Source organism: Limnohabitans sp., from assembly GCF_036804465.1.
Classification (GTDB): domain Bacteria; phylum Pseudomonadota; class Gammaproteobacteria; order Burkholderiales; family Burkholderiaceae_C; genus Limnohabitans.
In genome coordinates this window covers 89,321-111,077 of sequence record NZ_DAIRSK010000011.1, presented here as the reverse complement: position 1 = coordinate 111,077, position 21,757 = coordinate 89,321, and the positions used below count along the sequence as shown (strand labels likewise).

Annotated in this window: 23 protein-coding genes and 1 tRNA gene; 12 read left to right on the top strand and 12 right to left on the bottom strand. The window is 55.0% G+C overall.

The features are described 5' to 3' along the window. Positions 1 to 467: 467 nt before the first annotated feature. The gene (locus tag V7Q41_RS07835) at positions 468 to 797 is read left to right on the top strand and encodes a hypothetical protein (RefSeq protein ID WP_333845112.1); all 330 of its coding nucleotides are present in this window, start codon (positions 468 to 470) and stop codon (positions 795 to 797) included. A gap of 8 nt (positions 798 to 805) precedes the next feature. Then, on the top strand, positions 806 to 1,363 hold the full coding sequence (locus tag V7Q41_RS07830; RefSeq protein WP_333845110.1) for a hypothetical protein: 558 nt from the start codon (positions 806 to 808) through the stop codon (positions 1,361 to 1,363). Here V7Q41_RS07830 and V7Q41_RS07825 read toward each other — a convergent pair. Continuing rightward, positions 1,360 to 1,920 (bottom strand): hypothetical protein, encoded by a 561-nt coding sequence (locus tag V7Q41_RS07825; protein ID WP_333845108.1) that lies wholly within the window; start codon positions 1,918 to 1,920, stop codon positions 1,360 to 1,362. The genes V7Q41_RS07830 and V7Q41_RS07825 overlap by 4 nt on opposite strands. Before the next feature lie 392 nt (positions 1,921 to 2,312). Here V7Q41_RS07825 and V7Q41_RS07820 point away from each other — a divergent pair. The 6 genes from V7Q41_RS07820 to V7Q41_RS07795 all read left to right on the top strand — a co-directional run bounded on the left by V7Q41_RS07820 (position 2,313) and on the right by V7Q41_RS07795 (position 6,899). After that, positions 2,313 to 2,397, top strand: a tRNA-Leu gene (locus V7Q41_RS07820). 139 nt (positions 2,398 to 2,536) lie between these two features. Further along, entirely contained in the window at positions 2,537 to 2,668 is a 132-nt protein-coding gene (locus tag V7Q41_RS07815; RefSeq protein ID WP_333845106.1) for a hypothetical protein, read from the top strand. Between the two features lie 142 nt (positions 2,669 to 2,810). Beyond that, positions 2,811 to 3,056: a hypothetical protein gene (locus V7Q41_RS07810; protein WP_333845103.1), complete on the top strand. Its 246-nt coding sequence runs from the start codon at positions 2,811 to 2,813 to the stop codon at positions 3,054 to 3,056. Positions 3,057 to 3,345: 289 nt separating this feature from the next. Next, positions 3,346 to 4,635 (top strand): hypothetical protein, encoded by a 1,290-nt coding sequence (locus V7Q41_RS07805; protein WP_333845101.1) that lies wholly within the window; start codon positions 3,346 to 3,348, stop codon positions 4,633 to 4,635. A gap of 93 nt (positions 4,636 to 4,728) precedes the next feature. Continuing rightward, positions 4,729 to 5,850, top strand: a complete 1,122-nt coding sequence (locus V7Q41_RS07800; protein WP_333845098.1) for an NADH:flavin oxidoreductase/NADH oxidase — start codon at positions 4,729 to 4,731, stop codon at positions 5,848 to 5,850. A gap of 47 nt (positions 5,851 to 5,897) precedes the next feature. Then, entirely contained in the window at positions 5,898 to 6,899 is a 1,002-nt protein-coding gene (locus V7Q41_RS07795; protein WP_333845096.1) for a Bug family tripartite tricarboxylate transporter substrate binding protein, read from the top strand. Here the strand turns inward: V7Q41_RS07795 and V7Q41_RS07790 are convergent. Continuing rightward, positions 6,896 to 7,810 (bottom strand): SDR family oxidoreductase, encoded by a 915-nt coding sequence (locus V7Q41_RS07790; protein ID WP_333845092.1) that lies wholly within the window; start codon positions 7,808 to 7,810, stop codon positions 6,896 to 6,898. The genes V7Q41_RS07795 and V7Q41_RS07790 overlap by 4 nt on opposite strands. Positions 7,811 to 7,844: 34 nt before the next feature. Here V7Q41_RS07790 and V7Q41_RS07785 point away from each other — a divergent pair, with 34 nt between their 5' ends. After that, positions 7,845 to 8,876, top strand: a complete 1,032-nt coding sequence (locus V7Q41_RS07785) for a CDP-6-deoxy-delta-3,4-glucoseen reductase (RefSeq protein WP_333845089.1) — start codon at positions 7,845 to 7,847, stop codon at positions 8,874 to 8,876. Positions 8,877 to 8,926: 50 nt separating this feature from the next. Here V7Q41_RS07785 and V7Q41_RS07780 read toward each other — a convergent pair whose 3' ends face one another. The 8 genes from V7Q41_RS07780 to V7Q41_RS07745 form a co-directional block, all read right to left on the bottom strand. Further along, positions 8,927 to 9,655: an ABC transporter ATP-binding protein gene (locus V7Q41_RS07780; protein ID WP_333845087.1), complete on the bottom strand. Its 729-nt coding sequence runs from the start codon at positions 9,653 to 9,655 to the stop codon at positions 8,927 to 8,929. Between the two features lies 1 nt (position 9,656). After that, on the bottom strand, positions 9,657 to 10,427 hold the full coding sequence (locus V7Q41_RS07775; RefSeq protein WP_333845084.1) for an ABC transporter ATP-binding protein: 771 nt from the start codon (positions 10,425 to 10,427) through the stop codon (positions 9,657 to 9,659). Further along, positions 10,424 to 11,515, bottom strand: coding sequence for a branched-chain amino acid ABC transporter permease (locus V7Q41_RS07770; RefSeq protein ID WP_333845081.1), 1,092 nt, complete (start codon positions 11,513 to 11,515; stop codon positions 10,424 to 10,426). Before V7Q41_RS07770 ends, V7Q41_RS07775 begins: the two co-directional genes overlap by 4 nt. 4 nt (positions 11,516 to 11,519) lie before the next feature. Beyond that, the gene (locus V7Q41_RS07765; protein ID WP_333845079.1) at positions 11,520 to 12,449 is read right to left on the bottom strand and encodes a branched-chain amino acid ABC transporter permease; all 930 of its coding nucleotides are present in this window, start codon (positions 12,447 to 12,449) and stop codon (positions 11,520 to 11,522) included. Between the two features lie 3 nt (positions 12,450 to 12,452). Then, positions 12,453 to 13,742 carry a replication-associated recombination protein A gene (locus V7Q41_RS07760; RefSeq protein ID WP_333845076.1) on the bottom strand — a complete coding sequence of 430 codons (1,290 nt, stop codon included), beginning with the start codon at positions 13,740 to 13,742 and terminating at the stop codon, positions 12,453 to 12,455. A 160-nt stretch (positions 13,743 to 13,902) separates the two neighbouring features. Continuing rightward, on the bottom strand, positions 13,903 to 14,421 hold the full coding sequence (locus V7Q41_RS07755; RefSeq protein WP_333845074.1) for a DNA-deoxyinosine glycosylase: 519 nt from the start codon (positions 14,419 to 14,421) through the stop codon (positions 13,903 to 13,905). A gap of 8 nt (positions 14,422 to 14,429) precedes the next feature. After that, a complete protein-coding gene (gene lolA, locus V7Q41_RS07750; protein ID WP_333845072.1) occupies positions 14,430 to 15,092 on the bottom strand; it encodes an outer membrane lipoprotein chaperone LolA in 663 nt (220 codons plus the stop codon). A gap of 10 nt (positions 15,093 to 15,102) precedes the next feature. Further along, positions 15,103 to 17,454 (bottom strand): DNA translocase FtsK, encoded by a 2,352-nt coding sequence (locus tag V7Q41_RS07745; protein WP_333845070.1) that lies wholly within the window; start codon positions 17,452 to 17,454, stop codon positions 15,103 to 15,105. Positions 17,455 to 17,557: 103 nt separating this feature from the next. Between V7Q41_RS07745 and trxB the strand changes: the two genes are divergently transcribed. From trxB to rpmG, 3 genes are all read left to right on the top strand, one after another. Next, complete coding sequence (gene trxB / locus V7Q41_RS07740) at positions 17,558 to 18,517, top strand: thioredoxin-disulfide reductase (protein ID WP_333845067.1); 960 nt, start codon at positions 17,558 to 17,560, stop codon at positions 18,515 to 18,517. Positions 18,518 to 18,645: 128 nt separating this feature from the next. After that, positions 18,646 to 18,879, top strand: a complete 234-nt coding sequence (rpmB, locus tag V7Q41_RS07735; protein ID WP_100131507.1) for a 50S ribosomal protein L28 — start codon at positions 18,646 to 18,648, stop codon at positions 18,877 to 18,879. Between the two features lie 25 nt (positions 18,880 to 18,904). Continuing rightward, a complete protein-coding gene (gene rpmG, locus V7Q41_RS07730) occupies positions 18,905 to 19,075 on the top strand; it encodes a 50S ribosomal protein L33 (RefSeq protein WP_100131508.1) in 171 nt (56 codons plus the stop codon). A 71-nt stretch (positions 19,076 to 19,146) separates the two neighbouring features. Here rpmG and V7Q41_RS07725 read toward each other — a convergent pair whose 3' ends face one another. Together V7Q41_RS07725 and V7Q41_RS07720 are read right to left on the bottom strand one after the other, a co-directional pair. Beyond that, a complete protein-coding gene (locus V7Q41_RS07725; RefSeq protein WP_333845056.1) occupies positions 19,147 to 20,358 on the bottom strand; it encodes a DesA family fatty acid desaturase in 1,212 nt (403 codons plus the stop codon). 50 nt (positions 20,359 to 20,408) lie between these two features. Further along, entirely contained in the window at positions 20,409 to 21,743 is a 1,335-nt protein-coding gene (locus V7Q41_RS07720; protein ID WP_333845053.1) for an RsmB/NOP family class I SAM-dependent RNA methyltransferase, read from the bottom strand. Positions 21,744 to 21,757 lie beyond the last annotated feature (14 nt).

The window sequence follows — 21,757 nt, the reverse complement described above, 5'->3', positions numbered from 1 at the left end:
AACCCGCTAAATTCTCAAACTTTCTTTGGCTAGTTACTGGAATAGTTCACTTATTTGGTGAGCGATATTTTCTGTAGAGCACCTGTGCGATGAGCCTTTGTGACGACCTAAGACGCTGTTTTTGGCGGGAGTCATGGGGTACCCCTCGGAACTGATTTGGCCGCTCAAAAATCGGCTTTTAGGCTGCTCCATAAAGCATCTAATTTTTCATGGGCAGTCACGCAAAACACCCGAATCGATTGGATAGGGTCACGCCCTGTCAAGTGACCTTGTTACTCAGTTGTCGGTTAAACCGACAACATGATTCATTGCTCAGCACTTAAACGAGCTCAAGCGGCACTCAAATCACCAGCACAACGCTGACTAAAAATACGCTGGAGTCGTCTCAGTAACGGAAATTTAACGAGTAGCTTGTAACGCGAATTTAATGTTTCTAAACTATCCCATCGATTCTTTAGATTGGATATATGGACAAATTCTTGATCGCTGAAAAATACCCTGCTGGTAAAGATTGGGCAAATCTCAGCAACATTGATAAGCAAGCTTTTGCAAAGCAAATCTTGTTGGAATTCATAGACGCGATTGAATCTGAAGGACGCAATCCAGATTCTTGGGAACTTAGCGCCATCCAATGTGCATGTCAGCTTTTAGCGTGCAACATGCCCACAGGCTCTTTTACACACACAGTCTTGGGGATGACTCCACCCAATGAGCGTAGTAACGCTATTGATAAAACACCAGAAACTATTCCGTCATTTGATAATCTTCGAGATAACGTGTATCAATCTGCTCCATAAAAACTTCTATGGGTAACTCACGCATTAAACGCGAAAGATTGCTAAAGCTACAACCAAATTGCATTTTCTGTGGGGGAATGACTCGAGCAACAACTATTGAACATTGCCCGCCAAGGGGAATGTTTGATAACAGGGAGTGGCCCGAAGGATTTGAATTCTCTTCTTGTAGCGCCTGTAATCACGGCACCAGTGATGAAGACATGCTAGTTGCGATGATGGGGAGAATGGATGCCTTTGATGACACAGGAAATGAAGATCCACAATTAGCTGGTTTAGTCAAGCGCGTCCATAAGCAGTACCCGACGCTATTTGAAAAAATGATGCCTTCCGCTATAGAAGCGCGTCGAACAAACAGAACACTTGGCCTCACATTAAAAAAAGGCAAAACTCATCAAGAAAATTGTGTCGTAAACGTTACGGATGAGATGCAAACGGCCGTAGAAGTTTTTTCCAGAAAATTAGCAAAAGCTATTTACTACCAAAACACTAATGAAATCTTTCCTCAAGATGGGTGCCTGCTACTCACATGGTTTACCAACGCAGAACTTGTACGCCCACAAGGCTAGTCTTCTTCTTTAACGCCAGCAATCTCTCGACCAATCATGGCCACCCATTTGTCGAACACTTGTTTCAAGTTGTCTGGCGTGATTTGTGTACGAATGATGTCGCCAGACTTGATTGCCGCTTTGACTGTGCTGATGAACTCATCTTCATGAGTAGACATCTTGAATGACACAAAGTAAGTGCCGATGTAAGCTGAAATTTCGTCAAGTGCTTCTTGCGTGTACTGACTTGCAGACTTACCCCATTTAACTGTTTTCTTTGCCAAAAAGGGTAATACATCTGCGCTTTTCATGAGCGCGGCTTTTTCGGTATCAATTACTGCCAGCAGTGGCGGTACTTTTTCACCCTTGTTCAAGGCCACCTGCACGTAATGCAGCAACTGGGTGAACATCGCGTAACTAGAGTTCTTGCCGCTGTCTTTTGCTTCAAACCAAATTTCATCAGTTTGAATGTCAATCAACCCTTTTGTATATGCCTTGAGCCCAAGAGCTTTGATATAGGCGTCCTTGACATCTTCCTCAGATTTAACTTGTTTCAGGGTTTCGTAAAGACTTGACACTAAATGCTCCAATTGATTTACGCATATTACAAGATGCCTATATAGACACAGAGGACTAAGACATCACCCCTTGCCTGAGCCAAGTCGGTTTAACCGACATCTTTACGTCACCCCCAAGTTTTCCCAGTTAGTGCCGATACTTTGACCAGTGGCATGCCATCTTGGTTGATGGCTCCATCATTAGAGTTCGATGAGGCAATGAATCCGCGCATGGTCGGCACCGTCAGGCGCCGTGGTAGCAGGGTTCTTCAGGGTTCAAGAAAAGTGGACCCACGCTGAACTGAGCCATCAGAAAAATTTTGGAACTAAAAAACAGGCTGGCAATGAATTCACGGGGAGAATTTTCATTTATGGGACGAAATTTGTGTCATAATCCATTCCTCCTCTCCCGTGCCCGGGTGGTGAAATTGGTAGACGCAGGGGACTCAAAATCCCCCGCCGCGAGGCGTGCCGGTTCGATTCCGGCCCCGGGCACCACTAGCATATTCAGCAATGTGCGGCAATTGCACAAACCCGTATCAAATCTGGGTTCATGGGTAGCTTGGTATTTGATAAAGTGCATCAATCGCACAGGTTTGCACAAAGCGAACCCCAAAAAATCCCTAGCAAAATTCCCATGGCAGCACCCAAAAAAACAGCGTCTGGCCGCTGGACTATCCACATTGAAGAGGTGCCCATTAAATACACGGTGGGTGGAGGCCATGGCGTTGACCGAATGGAGCTGATCATCAGCAATTGGGACGTGTAAGCGGAGCCTGCTGGCCTGTTTTGATAAGTTGCTGTCACAAGCCCCCACCCGAAAGGGTGGGGGCTTTTTTGCGTTTATTGGGGTTTATCCTAGTAATTATTTTGATTAAAAAAATATCGATTCTAATTGGATGAGTGAATACTTGAGTATCGAAATAGGTATGGGGCAGTTCCTACGCACAGGGGTAAAAATCATGAGCAAATTTCAAGTTTTTCGTACAGACATCAATAAGGTCTTACTCTCAAGTTCAAAACCCACGCCCAATGAGGCATTCGATGAGTGGGCCAGCGCCGCGATGGTTAGTGGATTTATTAGCTATCAAAACAGCTACAGGCGCATGCCTGGTCAAAGATATGAGGTCACATCTGCGGCAGGGCAAAAAGTTTGAAATTGAAGTTCTGTCAGTGCATGACTGACCTCAAATAAAACGCTTTGCTTTGATCAATCAGGCTGCTGGTATAATCATGTGATGTGGTGATTGCGGTGCGTGAGCTGAACGTATACACCCCTTAAAAATCCCCAGACGGAGCCTTGAAGCCTTGCCAAATTAGGGAGTACGGTTCTGGCCCTGGGCACCATCGGTAATACTCTACCGTCCTGACCAGATAGCGACGCCTTCAAATCTTATGAATGACGACGACTTTTCCAAGATAGTCAGAAGTGGCTCTGAGCACCATGTGTCTGTTTCCGAACACACCGGCAACGCCAAAACCCCAAAGAACAATGTTGTTTCTCACGAAGAAGAAACGCTAGCCAAAAAACGCGCCTTTGAACAACAAGTACTTGCAGCCTTAGAGGCGCAAAAAGCATTGGCAGACGCGTTGGCCGAACACGCAGAACTTGACATCCCCAACGACGGCGCGCAAGACGCCAACATTCAAAAAGTCGCGGACAAACAAACTGCTAACAATCTGCAAAGCATTGCAGGTGATGCTGCGGCAAAGCCCAATGTCCAAAATGTGAGCACCGATGTGCTTGAGGCCAACAAGCAACAAGTCAGCACAGACAAAATTCAAGACAACATCCAAACGGTGAGCAACAACAACGTGGTTGCTGCCAATATCCAAAACATCGCAGCAGATGCAATAGCTGCCAATGTGCAAAGCATCAGCAATGGCAATATCGCGGCCAACACACAGAAGATTGCTGGCGATAAAGCCATTGAAACCAATCGCCAAGGCATCCCTACAGATGTGATTGCCTCCAATGTGCAGCGCATCCCTGCTGGCAACATTGCAGCAAATGTGCAAGACATCAGCGAAGAATCAGCCAGCGCGAACAACCAGGCGATTGCACAAGAAAAAATTTTGCTCAATCACCAAGGCTTAGACCTAAGCCCAACCAACAGCGCTGATCTGCACAACCTGCCGCAGACCGAGACAAGCACCCATCGCCAAGCACTCAGCCAAGACGCAAACAGCTCAAACAATGCCAATATTGCCCCCAATGCCTCGGGCAACAACGGGCAAACAACAGCCAAGCTTGGCATTCAAGACAACAAACAATCCTTGGACCAGGGCAAGCTCGCCAGTAACCACCAAACCCTTGCTCCTGCGCCTGGCATCACCCCCAACATCCAAGGGGTGGGCGATCACGCGCCATCACCCAACCGCCAAGGCGTAGAAAACGGCAAGATACAGTCCCACTTCGAACAAGTGCAAACGGCTCCTCTTGAGCGTAACAAAGTCGACTTCTCAAGCCCTGCAGACAATCGCAATTCGCCCTCCAAGCAAAACAAGGTCGCTAGCGCGCAAACATCGTCCATTGCAATTGGGCAGCAACAGGCAAAGCCGAACGCAATAAATGCAATGAATGCAAAGGATGCATTTCATGGACGCTTAGCAGGCATCAAGCAAAACGTAGACAATTTGAATAACCGACTGACGGATTTTGAACACAAATTTCACATGGAAGATGCCAAACTCGACAAAGGCAATCCCCAAGATTTCCACGTTGACCTTGACTAAAGGCTGATGTCTCCCACATGCCAAGCGCATGGTCCATCACTGATTACGATACATGCCTGCCTTTTGCGCAGGCATTTTTGTTTTGGAGTTTCTGTGAGCCATCTCTTTTCTGAATTCACCCTCACCTCGCCCCGCGGCCCAGTTACCTTGGCCAACCGTGCCATCGTCGCGCCCATGTGCCAATACTCGGCAGACCATGGCCAAGCCACCGACTGGCACTTGATGCACTGGGGCAGCTTGCTCAACAGCGGTGCGGCCATGTTCATCATCGAGGCAACAGCCGTGGCGCCAGAGGGTCGCATCACACCCCTGTGCTTGGGGCTATGGGACGACGCCACTGCCGCCGCCCTAGAGGACAAACTGCACCGCGCACGCAAATTGGCGCCTCATGTGCCTGTGTGTATCCAGCTCGCCCATGCAGGCCGCAAAGCTTCCAGCGCTGCCCCTTGGCAGGGCGGTCAGTTGCTCACAGCCGAACAAGGCGGCTGGGAAACACACGCCCCCTCTGCCATTCCACACTTAGCGCAAGAAACTGCACCGCACGAACTAGACAGCCAAGGCCTTGAGCAGATCAAACAAGCCTTTGCCAAAGCCGCCCAAAGCGCGCAAGCCTTGGGCATCGAAGCCATTGAGTTGCACAGCGCACATGGCTATTTGTTGCACCAATTTTTATCCCCCATCGCCAACCACCGCACAGACGCCTATGGGGGCAACTTTGACAACCGCACGCGCTTTCCGATGGAAGTGTTTGCAGCCGTGCGTGCGGTGTACCAAGGTTCGTTGGGCATGCGTATCTCGGCCTCAGATTGGGTGGACAACGGCTGGACACCTGAAGAAACTGCTGACTTTTCGCTTCGCCTGCAACTCGCAGGCGCAGACTTTGTGCACATCTCATCAGGCGGCGTGGCTGCGCAACAAAAAATTGCCATTGGCCCAGAGTACCAAGTGCCATTCGCCAAATTGGTAAAACAAAAAACGGGCATGCCCACCATCACCGTGGGCCTGATCACCGAACCGCAACAAGCCGAAGACATCTTGGTGCGCGGCGATGCTGACCTGATTGCCTTGGCTCGCGCCTTTCTCTACAAGCCCCGCTGGGTGTGGGAAGCTGCTGCCGCCTTGCACGGCAAGGTGCAAGCCAGCCCGCAGTACTGGCGCTGCATGCCGCGAGAGGCCCAAGGCATTTTTGAAGCCGTGCAAATCGGTCAACGCTAAAAGCAAGTCCCAGCATCTAAGCCAATCCACTCAACAGGAGACAACACATGCAACACCTCACGCGTCGAAGCCTCACCAAGGCGGTGCTCGCCACCAGCCTCCTCAGCGCAAGCGCCCTGATTGCGCCCCTTGCTGCCCTCGCACAAGCCGATGCTTACCCCAGCAAACCCATCACACTGGTGGTGCCAAACCCTCCCGGTGGCTTGGTGGATACCTCGGCACGCTTGGTGAGTGAGCCCTTGGCTCGCCTCACTGGCCAAACGGTGGTCGTCGACAACAAACCAGGCGCCAGCGGCAACTTGGCCTATGCCAACGTGGCACGCAGTGCCAAAGACGGCTACACCGTGCTGGTGTCGTATTCGGGATATCACATTGCCAACCCTATCCTGATGGACAAACTACCCTGGGAGCTCAAAGACCTCACGCCAGTGGGCCTCATCACCATCGCCACCAACGTGATTGCGGTTCACCCTTCCGTGCCCGCCAACACCTTGAAAGAGTTCATCGCTTGGGCCAAACAAAACCCGGGCAAGCTCAACTACGCCTCGCAGGGCAATGGCTCGGTGTCACACATCGGCACGGAAATTTTCAAACAACAAACCGGCATTGACATGACGCACGTGCCCTACAAGGGTTCGGGCCAAGCCATCCAAGACGTGCTGGCGGGCCAAGTGCAGGTCTTCATCACCACGCCGCCCTCGGTGATGGGCCATGTGCTGAGCGGCAAGCTCAAAGCTTTGGCGGTGACTGGCAAAATTCGACACCCTCAACTGCCGCAAGTGCCCACGGCGTCTGAGGCGGGATTGACTGGTTTTGAGTTGGAGTCATGGGTGGCCTTGTACGTAGCCAATGGCACCCCCAAAGAGGTGGTACAAAAGCTCTCGGCTGAGGTCAAGCGCAGCTTGGAACAACCTGAGGCCAAGCAACGCGGGGACGCCGCAGGTATTGAAGTGCGCTACCTCACCTCTGACAACACCACCAAGCTTCTCGAGCGCGATACCGCCAGTTGGGCCAAGGCCATCAAAGCAGGCAACATCAAATCGGATTAAGCCAAACCGTCTTTGACATCTGCGTAGCGCAGTTGCAGACGCAGCTCGCGCTTCATGCGGGTGTTCATGAGGCGGCGCGACTCGCTCATGAAACTCAGCTGCATCGCGGGCAACTCGGTTTGCGCTTGGGCGCGGCTGATGCGCGGTGGCTTGGCCATGCCGTACAAATCTGCCGCCATGTCAAAGTACTCCCCCATCAACAGTTGGCTGTCGTCGTTCACGTTGTAGGCGCGTTGGGGCTGGCCACGCCACAGCGCGAGGTGGCAGGCCCGTGCCAAATCGTCGGCATGGATGTGGTTGGTGAACACATCGTCCTCGCGCGTCAGCACTGGGGTGCCGCGCAGCAAACGATCTCGCGGCGTGCCACCTTCTCGGTCGGGTGCGTAAATGCCGGGGATGCGCAACACACTCACCCGCACAGCGCTGGAACGCAAACGCCCAAAATGGCGCATGCGCGCTTCGGCATCCACACGGCGTTGCGCTCTGGGCGTGATGGGGCTTGCCCTGCGGCTTTCATCCACCCAAGCGCCCGCACAGTCGCCATACACACCACTGGTCGAGCCATACACCACACTGCTGGGCGCACTGCGGCGCATCAACATGCGGGTGAGCGCCAAGGACCGCGGATCCACACTGCCCTGCAAGGGGGGCGGTGCGAGGTGCAGCACCCGCGTGGCCCAACCTGCCAAACGTTGCAAGGTGGCAGGCGCGTCCAAATTACCCACGATGGGCGTCACACCTTGGGCACGCAAGGCGGCGACACGCTCTGGGCTAGAGGTGAGCGCCACCACGCGCGCATGGCGCTGCAGACGCACCACGCGCTGACCCACATCACCGCAACCGATGATGAGCAAACGCTCGCGTTTGAAACGAGAAGGCAAAGCGCCAAGGGGGGATTGATTGGAAGGCAAAATACACCTTATAAAAGTTCAAGGATACCCAAAGATGAGTTTCAACATCACGGTCCAGCCCAGCGGCCGCGCATTCACCGCCACTTCTGACGAAACCTTGCTGGCAGCCGGGCTGCGCCAAGGCATTGGCTTGCCTTATGGCTGCAAAGATGGTGCTTGCGGTTCATGCAAATGCAAAAAGATTTCAGGCGACGTCACCCACGGCACACACCAAGAAAAAGCCCTGAGCGCCGACGAAGAAGCCCAGGGTTTTGTGCTCACCTGCTGCGCCACCGCGCACAGCGATGTGGTGTTGGAGTCGCGTCAAGTGGTGGAAGAAGGCGCGTTCCCCATCAAGAAAATGCCAGTGCGTGTGATCTCGTTAGAGAAAGCATCGCACGACGTGATGATCGTCAAGCTGCAACTGCCAGCAACCGACCCGATGAAATTCCACGCGGGTCAATACGTTGACTTTTTGTTGCGCGACGGCGACCGCCGCAGCTACTCCATGGCCAATGCGCCGCACACATTTGTTGAAGGCTCACCCGCGATTGAGCTGCACATCCGTCACATGCCGGGTGGCAAGTTCACCGACCATGTGTTTGGTGCGATGAAAGAAAAAGAAATCCAACGAATTGAAGGCCCGCAAGGCAGCTTTTTTTTGCGCGAAGACTCTGACAAGCCTTTGGTGTTCTTGGCGTCTGGCACGGGCTTTGCCCCTATCAAGGCCATCTTGGAACACATGCAACACAAAGCCATCACGCGCCCTGCCACCCTCTACTGGGGTGGCCGCCGTCCTGCCGACCTCTACATGCACGACTGGGTGCAAGCCCAACTCGCCAACATGCCCAACCTCACCTACATCCCCGTGGTGTCTGACGCATTGCCCGAAGACCAGTGGGCAGGCCGCACTGGCTTTGTGCACGCAGCTGTGCTGCAAGACCATGCCGAGCTCAGTGGCTATCAGGTATATGCCTGCGGTGCGCCCATCGTGGTGGACTTGGCACGCGCGGCCTACACGCAAGCGGGCTTGCCAACCGATGAGTTCTATGCAGACTCGTTCACCTCTGCCGCTGACAAGGCCTAGGCCGATCGCCTTGGGATGATGCAGGGGTCAGCCCTGATTTGCTCTGCGACTTATTCGCCCAAATAAGCTTCGCGCACTTTGGGGTTGTGCAGCAGCTCATGGGCATTGCCACTCAGCGTGATCAGACCCGAATCCATTACATAGCCGCGGTCTGCAATTTGCAAAGCTCTACTGGCGTTTTGTTCGACCAACACAATCGTCACGCCTTGTGCTGACACCTCTTGAATCACTTCAAAAATCTTGTCCACCATGAGGGGTGACAACCCCATCGACGGCTCATCCAGCAGCAACACTTTGGGGCGACTCATCAACGCACGGCCCATGGCCAACATTTGTTGCTCACCACCAGACAGGGTGCCTGCCAATTGGTCGCGGCGTTCTTTGAGGCGGGGGAATGTGTTGAACACGCGCTCAACATCGTCGGCAATGGCTGCGTTGTCATTGCGAATGTAAGCACCCATCAGTAGGTTCTCCACAATCGTCATGCGGGTGAACACCCCGCGCCCTTCTGGCACCATGACCAAGCCTTGTTGCACCAAATCCCAAGGGCCAAGACCTGCAAGCGTGTTGCCTGCCAACGCGATATGCCCGCCACCCAAAGGCAGCAAGCCTGTGATGGCTTTCATGGTGGTGGTTTTTCCAGCACCATTCGAACCAATGAGCGACACCAGTTCACCCGCGCGCACCGCGAAGCTGACGCCTTTGACCGCTTGGATGCCGCCGTAAGCCACCTTCACATCGCTGACGTTGAGCAACACCGCGGCGTTGTCGTGTGTCATCTCAATGCCCTCCCGTGCCGAGATAGGCTTCAATCACTTGAGGGTCGCGCTGCACTTCGGCAGGCGTACCTTGTGCTATCACCTTGCCATAGTCGAGCACGGTCACGCGGTCGCACAGACCCATCACCAACTTCACATCGTGCTCAATCAACAACACCGTGCGGTGGTCGCTGCGAATTTTGTCAATCAAGGCTCGCAGCTGCACTTTCTCGGTGGCGTTCATGCCAGCTGCAGGCTCGTCCAGCGCAATGAGTTGCGGGTCCGTAGCCAAGGCGCGGGCAATTTCCAAACGGCGCTGATCGCCGTAGCTCAGCGTGCGAGCTTTGTAATCGGCCAAGTTGGCAATCTCCACATAGTCCAACAGCGCGCGCGCGCGTTGCTCAATGGCCAGTTCTTCGGCTTTGAATTGGGCAGTTCTAAAAATCGCCCCGAGCAAGCCAGAGCTGGTGCGCACATGACGACCCACCATCACGTTTTCAAGTGCGGTCATCTCGCCAAACAAACGGATGTTTTGAAACGTGCGCGCAATGCCCGCCTGCGCCACCAAATGCACCTCGCTGGGCTCATAGGGCTTGCCAGCCAACTCAAAGCTGCCGCTGTCGGGGGTGTACAAACCGGTGATGATGTTGAAAAAGGTGGTTTTGCCAGCACCGTTGGGGCCAATCAAGCCATAGACTTGGCCACGTTCAATTTGCATGCCCACATCGCTGAGGGCTTGCAAGCCGCCAAAACGTTTGGAGATACCTGCGACCTTGAATACGAGATCGCTCATTTTGGCAGGCCTTGCGAATGAAGGGTCTGACCATGCTCGGGCGTGGGCCACAAACCGCGGGGTCGCCACAGCATGATGGTGACCATGGCCAAGGCAATCAACAACTGGCGCAAGATGGACGCATCCAAACGGCCATCGGTCATGGCCTGCAAAGGTCCCGCCACATAGCGCAGCACCTCAGGCAGCGCGGCCAACAACACCGCACCCAAGATCACGCCAGGCAAATGCCCCAAGCCTCCCAACACCACCATCGCCACAATCATCACAGACTCCATGAGGCTGAATGACTCAGGCGACACAAAACCTTGGAAGGCCGCAAACATGGCGCCCGACACCCCGCCAAAAGTGGCCCCCATGCCAAAAGCCATGAGCTTTAAATTGCGCGTATTGAGGCCCATGGACTTGGCAGCAATTTCGTCTTCACGAATCGCCATCCAGGCACGGCCAATGCGCGAGTTCTCTAAGCGGTGACAGACCACCACACTCACCACCACCAAGGTGAGGAAGAGGTAGTAGTACAAGGTGACGGACGGCAACTCGATGAAGCCCAAATCCAAACGTTTGGAGAGCGGATGACCCCACACACTGACCGCGTCAATTTGTCCCAAACCTTTGGGCCCGTTGGTGATGTTCACAGGGTGATCGAGGTTGTTTAAAAACACGCGGATGATTTCACCAAACCCCAAGGTGACGATGGCCAAGTAGTCGCCACGCAGCCTCAAAGTGGGTGCACCCAGCAACACACCCAACAGGCCTGCCAAGCCCGCGGCCAAGGGCAAGACCCACCACAGACTCAGGTGTAAACCGTTGGGAAACATCACCGCAATCCAAGGGAACACATCTGTCAAATGCGGCGACGCCAACAAGGCAAACAAATACGCACCCACGGCGAAGAAGGCCACATAGCCCAAATCCAGCAAGCCCGCATAACCCACCACGATGTTCAAGCCCAGCGCCAGCAACACATACAAGAGCGACATGTCGGCAATGCGCACCCACGCATTGCCAAAGTTTTGCAGCACCAGCGGCAACACCAGCAACACAGCGGCCAAGAGCCAACGGTTGGAGAAAATGTTGTGCTGCAACATGTGGTCAAGCCCGATCTGCCACGCGCTCGCCCAGCAGGCCCGAGGGGCGCAGCGTGAGCACGACAATCAACACCACAAACGCCAAAATGTCGGTGTAGTGGCTGCCCAGCACACCCCCTGTGAGCTCGCCCAAATAGCCCGAGCCAATCGACTCGATCAGCCCCAACAACAAGCCACCCACCACCGCCCCGCCCAAGTTGCCAATGCCGCCAAACACCGCCGCGGTAAATGCTTTGAGGCCAGGCAAAAAACCCATGGCGTGATGCGCCGTGCCGTAGTTCATGGCCCACATCACACCCGCAATCGTGGCCAGCACCGCGCCAATGATGAAAGTGGCAGAAATCACCACATCGGGCTTGACACCCATGAGGCTGGCCACACCTGGGTTCTCAGCGGTGGCACGCATGGCGCGGCCAAGCTTGGTGCGGTTGACCAACCACGACAACACCGCCAGAGCCACCGCAGTCAAACCCAAAATCATCAGCTGTGTGGGTGTGATGACGGCCTCACCCATTTCAAACGGCGTGGTGGGCAACAGAGCGGGAAAAGGTTTGTAGTTGGGCTTCCAAACAATCATGGCCAAGGTTTGCAACAAAATCGACATGCCAATGGCGGTGATCAGCGGCGCCAACTTGGGCGCATTGCGCAGCGGGCGATAGGCAATTTTTTCAATGGCGTAGTTCAGCGCTGCCGCTGCGATCGATGCCAGCACCATGGAGATGAGCAACAACACCCAGCCTGGGGTGTTGGGCATGAGGGGTTGCAGCAAACCGATGACCGACCAGCTGCACAGCGCACCAATCATCAACACCTCGCCATGCGCGAAGTTGATGAGGTTGATGATGCCGTAGACCATGGTGTAGCCCAAGGCCACCAACGCGTACATGCTGCCCAGCACCAAGCCGTTGATGACCTGTTGAAGCAAAACGTCCATCTGTTAAAGCCCTGCTTGTTTGTTTTTTAACTGCAATTGACGCAATTTTTCGGCGATTTTGATCTCTAAGCCGCGCTCAACGGGTCGGTAAAAACTCGTAGTTTCCAAGCCTTGCGGCATGTAGTTCTCGCCCGCAGCAAAGCCGTCTTCTTCGTCGTGAGCATAACGGTAGCCCTTGCCCCAATCCATGTCTTTCATCATCTGGGTCGGGGCATTGCGCAAATGCATGGGCACGGGGCGTGTGCCGTCTTTTTTGATGAGGGCCTTGGCTTCTTTATAGGCCTTGTAGACCGCGTTCGATTTGGGGGCCACTGCCAAATACACCACGCATTCGGCCAGCGCCAGCTCGCCCTCGGGTGAGCCCAAACGCTCATACACCTCTGCCGCGTCCAGCGCCAAACGCAAGGCACGCGGGTCGGCCAAGCCAATGTCTTCAGCCGCCATGCGAATCAAACGGCGAGCCATGTATTTGGGCTCCGCCCCGCCATCGAGCATGCGCACCAACCAATACAAAGCCGCATCGGGGTCAGAGCCGCGCACCGATTTGTGCAGCGCACTGATGGTGTCGTAAAACTGTTCGCCACCTTTGTCGTAACGGCGCATGCGCTCGCCCAGCACGCGCATCAGCCATGCGTCGTTGATTTCTGCTAGCTGCTCGCGGTTGGCAGCCACCGATAAGGTTTCGAGTGTGTTGAGCAAGCGCCGCGCATCGCCATCGGCGTAGGCGATGAGTCGCTGCAAAGCGGCCTCTTCCAAAGCAGGCACAGCGCCTATCGTTTGTGCTTTGGCAATGATTTGCGTGAGGTCGTCCACACTGAGCGACTGCAACACATAGACCGCGGCGCGCGAGAGCAACGCCGAGTTCACCTCAAACGAAGGGTTCTCAGTGGTCGCACCAATGAAGGTGAACAGCCCCGATTCGACATGCGGCAAAAACGCGTCTTGCTGGCTTTTATTAAAACGGTGCACCTCGTCCACAAACATGATGGTGCGTTTGGGGTCGAGCGAATCGCGTGCGGCAGTCGCCTGCTCTACCGATTCACGAATTTCTTTCACGCCGCCCAACACCGCGCTGATGGACAAAAACTGCGCATCAAACGCATCCGCCATCAAACGCGCGATGGTGGTTTTGCCCACCCCTGGCGGCCCCCACAAAATGCAGCTGTGCGGCTGGCCCGACTCAAACGCCACGCGCAACGCCATGCCCTCGCCCAGCAGATGCTGCTGGCCGATGACGTCGCCCAGCGTGCGCGGGCGCAAGCGTTCGGCAAGGGGAATGTGGGTGGAAGACACTCTTAAAAAGGCTTTGATTTGTTCTGACCTTGAGTGTAGCGAAGGGCTCAGTCCCGAGATTTCTTTGATTCTTCTGTCGGCCCCTGCGGCCATGGGCTATTACCCAAAAGTAGGATTTACAGCTGCAGACAACGCTTTCATCATCCAACGCGAACGTTCATCAGCGCAACAAACCTGCGGCATGAAAAACCCCACGCCAAGCGTCTAACTTACGTTCAAACGTCCAACTCGCATGCGCAGGGCTGGTGGACGGCAAGCGATGCACCGGCAAACCCAAAGCCCGCGTGAGCTTGGCGTGTTTGAAGCTTTCGCCGCCGTTGTGCGCAATCGCCACGAGCGCGGGGCAGCGTGTGCGCAGGCTTTGAAAATCATTGGGCTGAGCATTTTGAATGTGGGCGTCTAGGCTGCCCTGGCGTTCACACGCAGCGTACACATCCCACAAACCCACACCTTGACTGAGCAGCCACTGAGTTCGCTCGGCATAAGCCATGGCCAACACCTCTGCTGCATTGGGCGACAGCAGCGTGGCCATGATTTTCCAAAATTGATTTTGTGGGTGGCCGTAATACTGCTGCGCACGCAGCGACGCCACACCGGGAAAACTACCCAATACCAACAAACGCGTGTTGGCATCCAGCAATGGCGGCAAACCTTGCAACAGGGGCGTGGCCTGTGTCATGCCAACGCTCAAGGGCGAATGACGCTCACGCCTTTGGGCGGCACAAAGTTGAATTGCGCTGCACCTAGGTTGGTGGGGTTGACATCAAAGCGCTCAAAGCTCAGCACCGAACGTTGGCCCATGGCGTCAAAAATCTCTAGCTTGGCAAGGCTGACCTGCGCGCCATCGGTATGTAAACCCATGCGCACCGATTGAATCGTGCTGTCGCGGTTTTTGGGGGTGGCTTGCACCCATTGCAGGCCGTCAGCATCTGCCTGCGCTTCAAGGTTGAACTCTTTTTGCAAAGCGCTCACGTCTGCCGCCGTGGCCACCAAAGCGGCCGGCGAGCTGCCCAAGGCTTGCGCTTGTTTGCGGGCTGTCACTTGCTCAAGGTCAGCGTCGTACAGCCATAAGGTTTGACCATCGGCCACGATGACTTGTGGAAATGGCTTGAGGTAATCAAAACGAAAACGCGTGGGCCGCATGAATGAAAACTGCCCCGTCGAGGTTTTGATTCGCGCCGAGGTCTGCCCAGCTTTGGCGGGTGGCGTGACCACTTGCGTGAAATCAGCGCGGCCACTTTTGGTGGACTTCAAAAACGTTTCCAAGCTATCCAAGCTATTGGCATGGACGACGCAAATGCTGAGCAACAAGGCTGTCAGCACAACACCTGCATGGCGCAGCGCGCTCATGGCAACACGCTCAGTCATCACGCTTGGGCACCAAAATTTCGCGTTGGCCATTGCTGCTCATGGCGCTGACCATGCCTGCTTTTTCCATGTCTTCCACCAAACGTGCGGCGCGGTTGTAGCCGATCTTCAAGTGGCGTTGCACCAACGAGATGCTGGCCTTGCGATTTTTGAGCACCACCTCAACGGCTTGGTCGTACATCGGGTCTTTTTCGGCGGGTACTTCGCCAAACAAATCAGGGCCAGCGCCGCTGCCATCGCCGTCGAGCGTGCCGCCTTCGAGCACGCCCTCGATGTAGTCGGGTTCGCCTTGACTTTTGAGGTAGTTCACCACGCGATGCACTTCCTCATCACTCACAAACGCGCCGTGCACACGCACCGGAAAACCTGTGCCGCTGGCCATGTAGAGCATGTCGCCCATGCCTAACAAGGCTTCAGCGCCCATTTGGTCGAGGATGGTGCGGCTGTCAATTTTGGAGCCCACCGAGAAGGCGATACGGGTTGGGATGTTGGCTTTGATGAGGCCCGTGATCACATCCACACTCGGACGTTGCGTGGCCAAAATCAAGTGAATGCCTGCTGCACGCGCCTTTTGCGCGAGGCGCGCAATGAGTTCTTCAATCTTTTTGCCCACCACCATCATCAAATCGGCCAACTCATCAATCACCACCACAATGTGCGGCAAACGTTGCAGCGGCTCGGGCTGCTCGGGCGTTAAGCTGAAGGGGTTGTAGATGAATTCTTCGCGTGCCGCTGCCTCGTCAATTTTGGCGTTGTAGCCCGCGAGGTTGCGCACGCCGAGTTTGCTCATGAGCTTGTAGCGTTTTTCCATTTCGCCCACGCACCAGTTCAGCCCGTGGGCCGCTTGGCGCATGTCAGTGACCACAGGGGCCAACAAATGCGGAATGCCTTCGTACACCGACATTTCCAACATCTTGGGGTCAATCATCAAAATACGCACATCGCGTGCGTCAGCCTTGTAGAGCAAGGACAAAATCATCGCGTTGATGCCCACCGATTTGCCTGAACCCGTGGTGCCCGCCACCAAGACGTGCGGCATTTTGGCCAAGTCCGCCACGATGGGATTGCCCACAATATCTTTGCCCAAACCCATGGTGAGCATGGACTTGGATTCGTTGTACACATCAGAGCCCAAAATTTCGCTCAAGCGAATGGACTGGCGTTTGGCATTGGGCAACTCCAAGGCCATGAAGTTTTTGCCAGGAATGGTTTCGACCACGCGAATTGACACCAAGGAGAGTGAGCGCGCCAAATCTTTGGCCAGGTTCAACACTTGCGAGCCTTTCACACCAGTCGCGGGCTCAATTTCGTAGCGTGTGATGACTGGGCCTGGAGAAGCTGCCACCACCCGCACTTCCACGCCGAAGTCTTTGAGTTTTTTCTCAATCATGCGGCTGGTCATCTCGAGCGTTTCAGGCGCCACGGTGTCTTGGCGAATCAGCGGTTCGTCCAGCAGGTCAACTTGAGGCAAGCGCGAATCTGTGGCCGCATCGGTGAACAGTGTTTTTTGACGCTCTTTGGCCACGCGCGCGCTTTTGGGCACTTCGATCATTTCTGGCTCGATGTGCACAGCAATAGGGGGGTGCTCCTTGATTTCAACGCGTTCTTCAAACACCACTTCTTCGCGCTCGCGGGCCGCTACCAGACCGTAAGCAACGTCTTCTTCGCGCTCACGGCGCTCGCGCCATCTTTCGTACAAGCCGTCTAACACGGCGCCAATGTTTTCAGCGGTTTGCCCCCATGAGAAGCGAAACACCCACGATGCGCCGACCACGCCAAACACAATGAAAATCAAACCCGAGCCGTTAAAGCCCAGCCACTTCAAGCTCGATGGCCCCACCAAATAGCCCAACACGCCGCCACTCACATGGCCAGGCAAATGGTCTTCAAAGCGGTACATGCGCGTCCATTCGAGGCCGGTGCTCGATATCAGCAACAAGGCCAATCCAGACCAAAACGCAAAGCGCGTGTAGCGCCAGCTGCTGTGCTCAGGCTGCGGCTCGTCTTCGTCACGCAAGCGGTTAGCCAAAGCCGCCAGCCACGACACCAAGGCCGCGGCATAGCACCACCAAACCGAATAACCCAACATGAAAAAACTCAGGTCGCCAAACAAAGCGCCCAAGCGACCGCCAAAGTTGCGCACGGCGTTGCCCGTGCCAGACGTCGTCCACGCAGGGTCCATCGGCGAATGGGTGAGCAGCGCCAGCAACCAAAAGGCCATGAACACAAAGCCTGCGGTCAGCGCAATTTCTTGCGCAAAGCGACGAAAACCTGTGGGCTTTTTGTCCCCAGCGGCGGCAGAGGCGCGAGGATCGTTCTTGAGTGTGTTGAGCGAGTAAGTCATGTCTAGAGGCAGAGCTTACCCGAGCGGCAACCTTGTTCCGTCAGGGGTAAAAAGAGAGGTTCTTACAATCTGGCTTTTATTCTCCCTTTGATTGCCCCTCCTGATGTCTACCCAACAACAACACGCCAAAGTATTAATTCTCGGTTCTGGCCCTGCTGGCTACACAGCCGCCGTCTACGCGGCTCGCGCGAATTTGAAACCCTTGCTCATCACTGGCATGGCCCAAGGCGGCCAATTGATGACCACCACCGAAGTGGACAACTGGCCCGCCGACGTGCACGGCGTGCAAGGCCCAGAGCTGATGCAACGCTTTTTAGAGCATGCTGAGCGCTTCAACACCCAAATCGTGTTTGACCACATCCACAAGGTCGACTTCAGCAAGCGTCCTTTCACCTTGACAGGCGACAGCGGCACTTACACCTGCGACACCCTGATCATCTCCACGGGCGCATCGGCCAAGTATTTGGGGCTCCCCTCTGAAGAAGCCTTCATGGGCCGAGGCGTGTCGGGATGCGCCACCTGTGACGGTTTCTTCTACCGCGACCAAGTGGTCAGCGTGATTGGCGGTGGCAACACCGCGGTGGAAGAGGCCCTGTATTTGTCCAACATTGCTTCTAAAGTGCACTTGGTGCACCGCCGCGACACCTTCAAGGCAGAGGCCATCATGATCGACAAGCTCATGGACAAAGTCGCCGCAGGCAAGGTCGTGCTCGAAACCAACAGCACCTTGGATGAAGTGCTGGGCGACGCCTCTGGCGTGACAGGCGTGCGTTTGAAGAGCACGGCCGACGGCAGCACCCGCGACATTGCCACGCAAGGCTGCTTCATTGCCATAGGCCACTCCCCCAACACCGGCATTTTTGAAGGCCAGTTGGATATGAAGGGGGGCTATATCTTGACAAAGAGTGGCTCTGAGGGCTTTGCCACCATGACCAGCGTGCCGGGCGTCTTTGCTGCCGGCGACGTGCAAGACCACATCTACCGACAAGCCATCACCAGCGCGGGTACGGGCTGTATGGCGGCCTTGGACGCTCAACGCTTTTTAGAGCAAGAATCACATTGACAGTGGCGTTGTTAAAAAGCGATACAATCTAAGGCTTTGCTGAATTCAGCGAACAGATGGGTTACCGCCACCCTTTTGGCGAGGTGAGGCGCTCGTAGGAACGACCGCTGTTGATAGGGAGTGTCCATATGGCACGCGTATGTGAAGTCACGGGCAAAGGCCCAATGTCTGGGAACAATGTTTCCCATGCAAACAACAAAACAAAACGTCGTTTTTTGCCTAACCTGCAATACCGCCGTTTCTGGGTAGAGACTGAAAACCGTTGGGTGCGCTTGCGCGTCTCTAGCGCAGCTCTGCGTTTGATCGACAAAAACGGCATCGACGCCGTGTTGGCTGACTTGCGTTCGCGCGGTCAAGCTTAATTCCAGTTACTGAAAGGACACGATCATGGCATCCAAAGGCGGACGCGAGAAAATCAAGCTGGAATCTACAGCAGGTACTGGTCACTTCTACACGACCAGCAAAAACAAGAAAACCATGCCCGAGAAAATGTTGATCATGAAATTTGATCCCAAAGCTCGCAAGCATGTGGAATACAAGGAAACCAAGCTGAAGTAATTCAGGCTGGCCCCATCAAAAAACCCGCTGATCTTGCGATCAGCGGGTTTTTTATTGCCTACCCAAAACGCTTACACACGCGCCGCACGCAAGTGCATGGAGAACTCTTGCAAAGCCGCAATCCCGCTGGCCTCAGCGCGTTTGCACCACGCTTGCAGGTCTTGCGCGAGTTGAGCACGGTTGAGGTGGGTGTTGAGCCACAACTGGCGCAGCTCTTCACGCATCTTGACCATGGTGTCCACGTCGGGCAAAGCGGCACGCGCTGCGGCGAGCTGCGCCAACATGGCAGCAGGCACCTTCTCGGCGTCGCGGTGCATCCAACGCTTGGCTGCCATCAACACGGAGTCTGAAGGCAAAGTGGGTAGCTTGGCCAACTCTTGGTTCACCGTCAAGCGCAACTGTCGTGCGTAATTGGCCATCACTTCGTATCGGTTGGCAATGACGGCTTCCAAGGTTTTTTCGTCAGCCACAGGCTTGATGTCACCAAAAGCCAGCTTGGGCACCGACTTTTTGACGGTGGCCAAACCACAGGTTTCCAAAATTCGGATGTAGAGCCAGCCCAAATCAAACTCATAAGGCTTGACCGACAACTTGGCCGAGGTGGGATAGGTGTGATGGTTGTTGTGCAACTCTTCGCCGCCAATCAGGATGCCCCAAGGCGAAATATTGGCGCTGGCATCTGGTGCCTCAAAGTTGCGATAACCCCAATAATGCGCGGCACCGTTGATGATGCCCGCGGCCGTGATGGGAATCCACATCATTTGCACGGCCCACACGGTCAGACCCAAAGCACCAAACAAGGCCAAGTTGATGATCAGCATCAAGGCAACGCCCTGCCATGAAAAGCGGGTGTAGATGTTGCGCTCAATCCAGTCATCAGGCGTGCCGTGGCCGTAACGCGCAAGCGTGTCCAGGTTTTTGGACTCTTTGCGATACAGCTCAGCGCCTGTGAACAGCACGGTTTTGATGCCATGGATGTGAGGGCTGTGCGGGTCATCGGCTTGTTCGCACTTGGCGTGGTGCTTGCGGTGAATGGCCGTCCACTCTTTGGTCACTTGACCCGTGGTGAGCCACAGCCAAAAACGAAAGAAATGCGCAGGGATGGGGTGCAGGTCCAACGAACGGTGAGCCGAGTGACGGTGCAAATAAATCGTCACACTGGCAATGGTGATGTGGGTGAGCACCATGGTGACGATGAAGACTTGCCAGCCAGAGAAATCAAGCAGGCCGTAGCTCAGCCAGTTCAAAGTGGCATCCAGCCAAGCCCAATTGGGTAACAACATGTCGTTCTTTCATTTTTATGAATTAGCACTTAATTTTAGAGTTTTAGGCCTTATTTGGCTACCCAAACCGCAGCAAAAAAGCCATCTGTTGCATGCAGGTGAGGCCAAAGGCGCAAATACAAGCCCTCAGTCGTACAAAGAGTGGCTGCATTGGCTACTTTCAACTCAGTCAGCGTGTCTGCAACGGACAACGGTACAAAGTTGGGGTGCGCTGCGCTGAAAGCCTGGGCAATGGCCTCGTTCTCTTCGGGCAACACGCTGCAAGTGGCATAGACCAAGCGACCACCCGACTTCACCAAGCGCGCCGCGCTGGCCAAGATGGCGGTTTGTTTGGCCGTCAACTCTTCGATGGCTTGAGGCGACTGACGCCACTTCAAATCAGGGTTGCGGCGCAAGGTGCCTAGGCCTGAACAAGGTGCATCCACCAACACACGGTCAATCTTGCCGCTCAAGCGCTTGACGCGTTCATCGCGCTCGTGCGCAATGGCAGCGGGGTGCACATTAGACAGTTTGCTGCGCGCCAAACGCGGCTTGAGTGATTCCAATCGATGGGCTGAGGTGTCAAACGCATACAGGCGGCCCGTGCTGCGCATAGACGCGCCGATGGCCAGGGTTTTACCGCCTGCACCAGCACAAAAGTCCACCACCATCTCGCCGCGCTTGGCGTCGAGCAACAGGGCCAACAGCTGTGAGCCCTCGTCTTGCACCTCAATGGCGCCCCGCGAAAACGCATCCAGCCCAGACAACGCAGGCTTGCCGTCAATGCGCAAGCCCCAAGGCGAAAACGGCGTGTCCAGCGCTTGGATGCCGGCAAGTTTCAACTCCTGCTGCACATCGGCGCGTTTGTCGGTGAAGGTGTTGACGCGTAAGTCCAGCGGTGCGCCGCCATTGAGGCGTTCGACCAAGGGCCAAAAGCCCTCGCCCACCTGGGCTTTGAGTGGCTCCACCAACCACTCGGGCATGTTGTGGCGGTGGCGATCCATCAGGTCGGCAGGGCGCACGGCTTCGCAGGCTTCGAGCCAAGCGGCTTCTTGCTTGTTCAACGCGCTCATCAAAAAGTCGAGCGGGCTGTTGTTGACATGCTTGGCGCTTTTGGGTGCGTTGTTGGCAGGCGCTTGGTCTTTCAAATGCTGGGCAAAGCCAAGGATGGCCAAGCGGCGCTCTTTGGGGCCAGAGCCCGAAGGCGCAAAGTGGTCAAAACGCAGTTTGTTGCGCAAGACGTTGTAGGTGGTTTCAGCCAAGGCCGCACGCTCGCGCGGGCCGAAGGCATAGGTTTTACGGTAGTCACGGAAAAACTTAGACACCACCGCATCGGCAGGGTGGTCAAACTTCAAAGTGAGGCGAACGAGCTCGGTACAAGCTTCAACAAGGGCTTTTGGATGCATAAGGTGTATTGTCC

Coding starts and splice junctions, on each gene's coding strand:
- V7Q41_RS07835 (WP_333845112.1), top strand. CDS start 468: ATGGACAAATTCTTGATCGCTGAAAAATACCCTGCTGGTAAAGATTGG.
- V7Q41_RS07830 (WP_333845110.1), top strand. CDS start 806: ATGGGTAACTCACGCATTAAACGCGAAAGATTGCTAAAGCTACAACCA.
- V7Q41_RS07815 (WP_333845106.1), top strand. CDS start 2,537: ATGGCAGCACCCAAAAAAACAGCGTCTGGCCGCTGGACTATCCACATT.
- V7Q41_RS07795 (WP_333845096.1), top strand. CDS start 5,898: ATGCAACACCTCACGCGTCGAAGCCTCACCAAGGCGGTGCTCGCCACC.
- V7Q41_RS07785 (WP_333845089.1), top strand. CDS start 7,845: ATGAGTTTCAACATCACGGTCCAGCCCAGCGGCCGCGCATTCACCGCC.
- V7Q41_RS07780 (WP_333845087.1), bottom strand. CDS start 9,655: ATGACACACGACAACGCCGCGGTGTTGCTCAACGTCAGCGATGTGAAG.
- V7Q41_RS07775 (WP_333845084.1), bottom strand. CDS start 10,427: ATGAGCGATCTCGTATTCAAGGTCGCAGGTATCTCCAAACGTTTTGGC.
- V7Q41_RS07770 (WP_333845081.1), bottom strand. CDS start 11,515: ATGTTGCAGCACAACATTTTCTCCAACCGTTGGCTCTTGGCCGCTGTG.
- V7Q41_RS07765 (WP_333845079.1), bottom strand. CDS start 12,449: ATGGACGTTTTGCTTCAACAGGTCATCAACGGCTTGGTGCTGGGCAGC.
- V7Q41_RS07755 (WP_333845074.1), bottom strand. CDS start 14,421: ATGACACAGGCCACGCCCCTGTTGCAAGGTTTGCCGCCATTGCTGGAT.
- lolA (WP_333845072.1), bottom strand. CDS start 15,092: ATGAGCGCGCTGCGCCATGCAGGTGTTGTGCTGACAGCCTTGTTGCTC.
- V7Q41_RS07745 (WP_333845070.1), bottom strand. CDS start 17,454: ATGACTTACTCGCTCAACACACTCAAGAACGATCCTCGCGCCTCTGCC.
- trxB (WP_333845067.1), top strand. CDS start 17,558: ATGTCTACCCAACAACAACACGCCAAAGTATTAATTCTCGGTTCTGGC.
- rpmB (WP_100131507.1), top strand. CDS start 18,646: ATGGCACGCGTATGTGAAGTCACGGGCAAAGGCCCAATGTCTGGGAAC.
- rpmG (WP_100131508.1), top strand. CDS start 18,905: ATGGCATCCAAAGGCGGACGCGAGAAAATCAAGCTGGAATCTACAGCA.
- V7Q41_RS07725 (WP_333845056.1), bottom strand. CDS start 20,358: ATGTTGTTACCCAATTGGGCTTGGCTGGATGCCACTTTGAACTGGCTG.
- V7Q41_RS07720 (WP_333845053.1), bottom strand. CDS start 21,743: ATGCATCCAAAAGCCCTTGTTGAAGCTTGTACCGAGCTCGTTCGCCTC.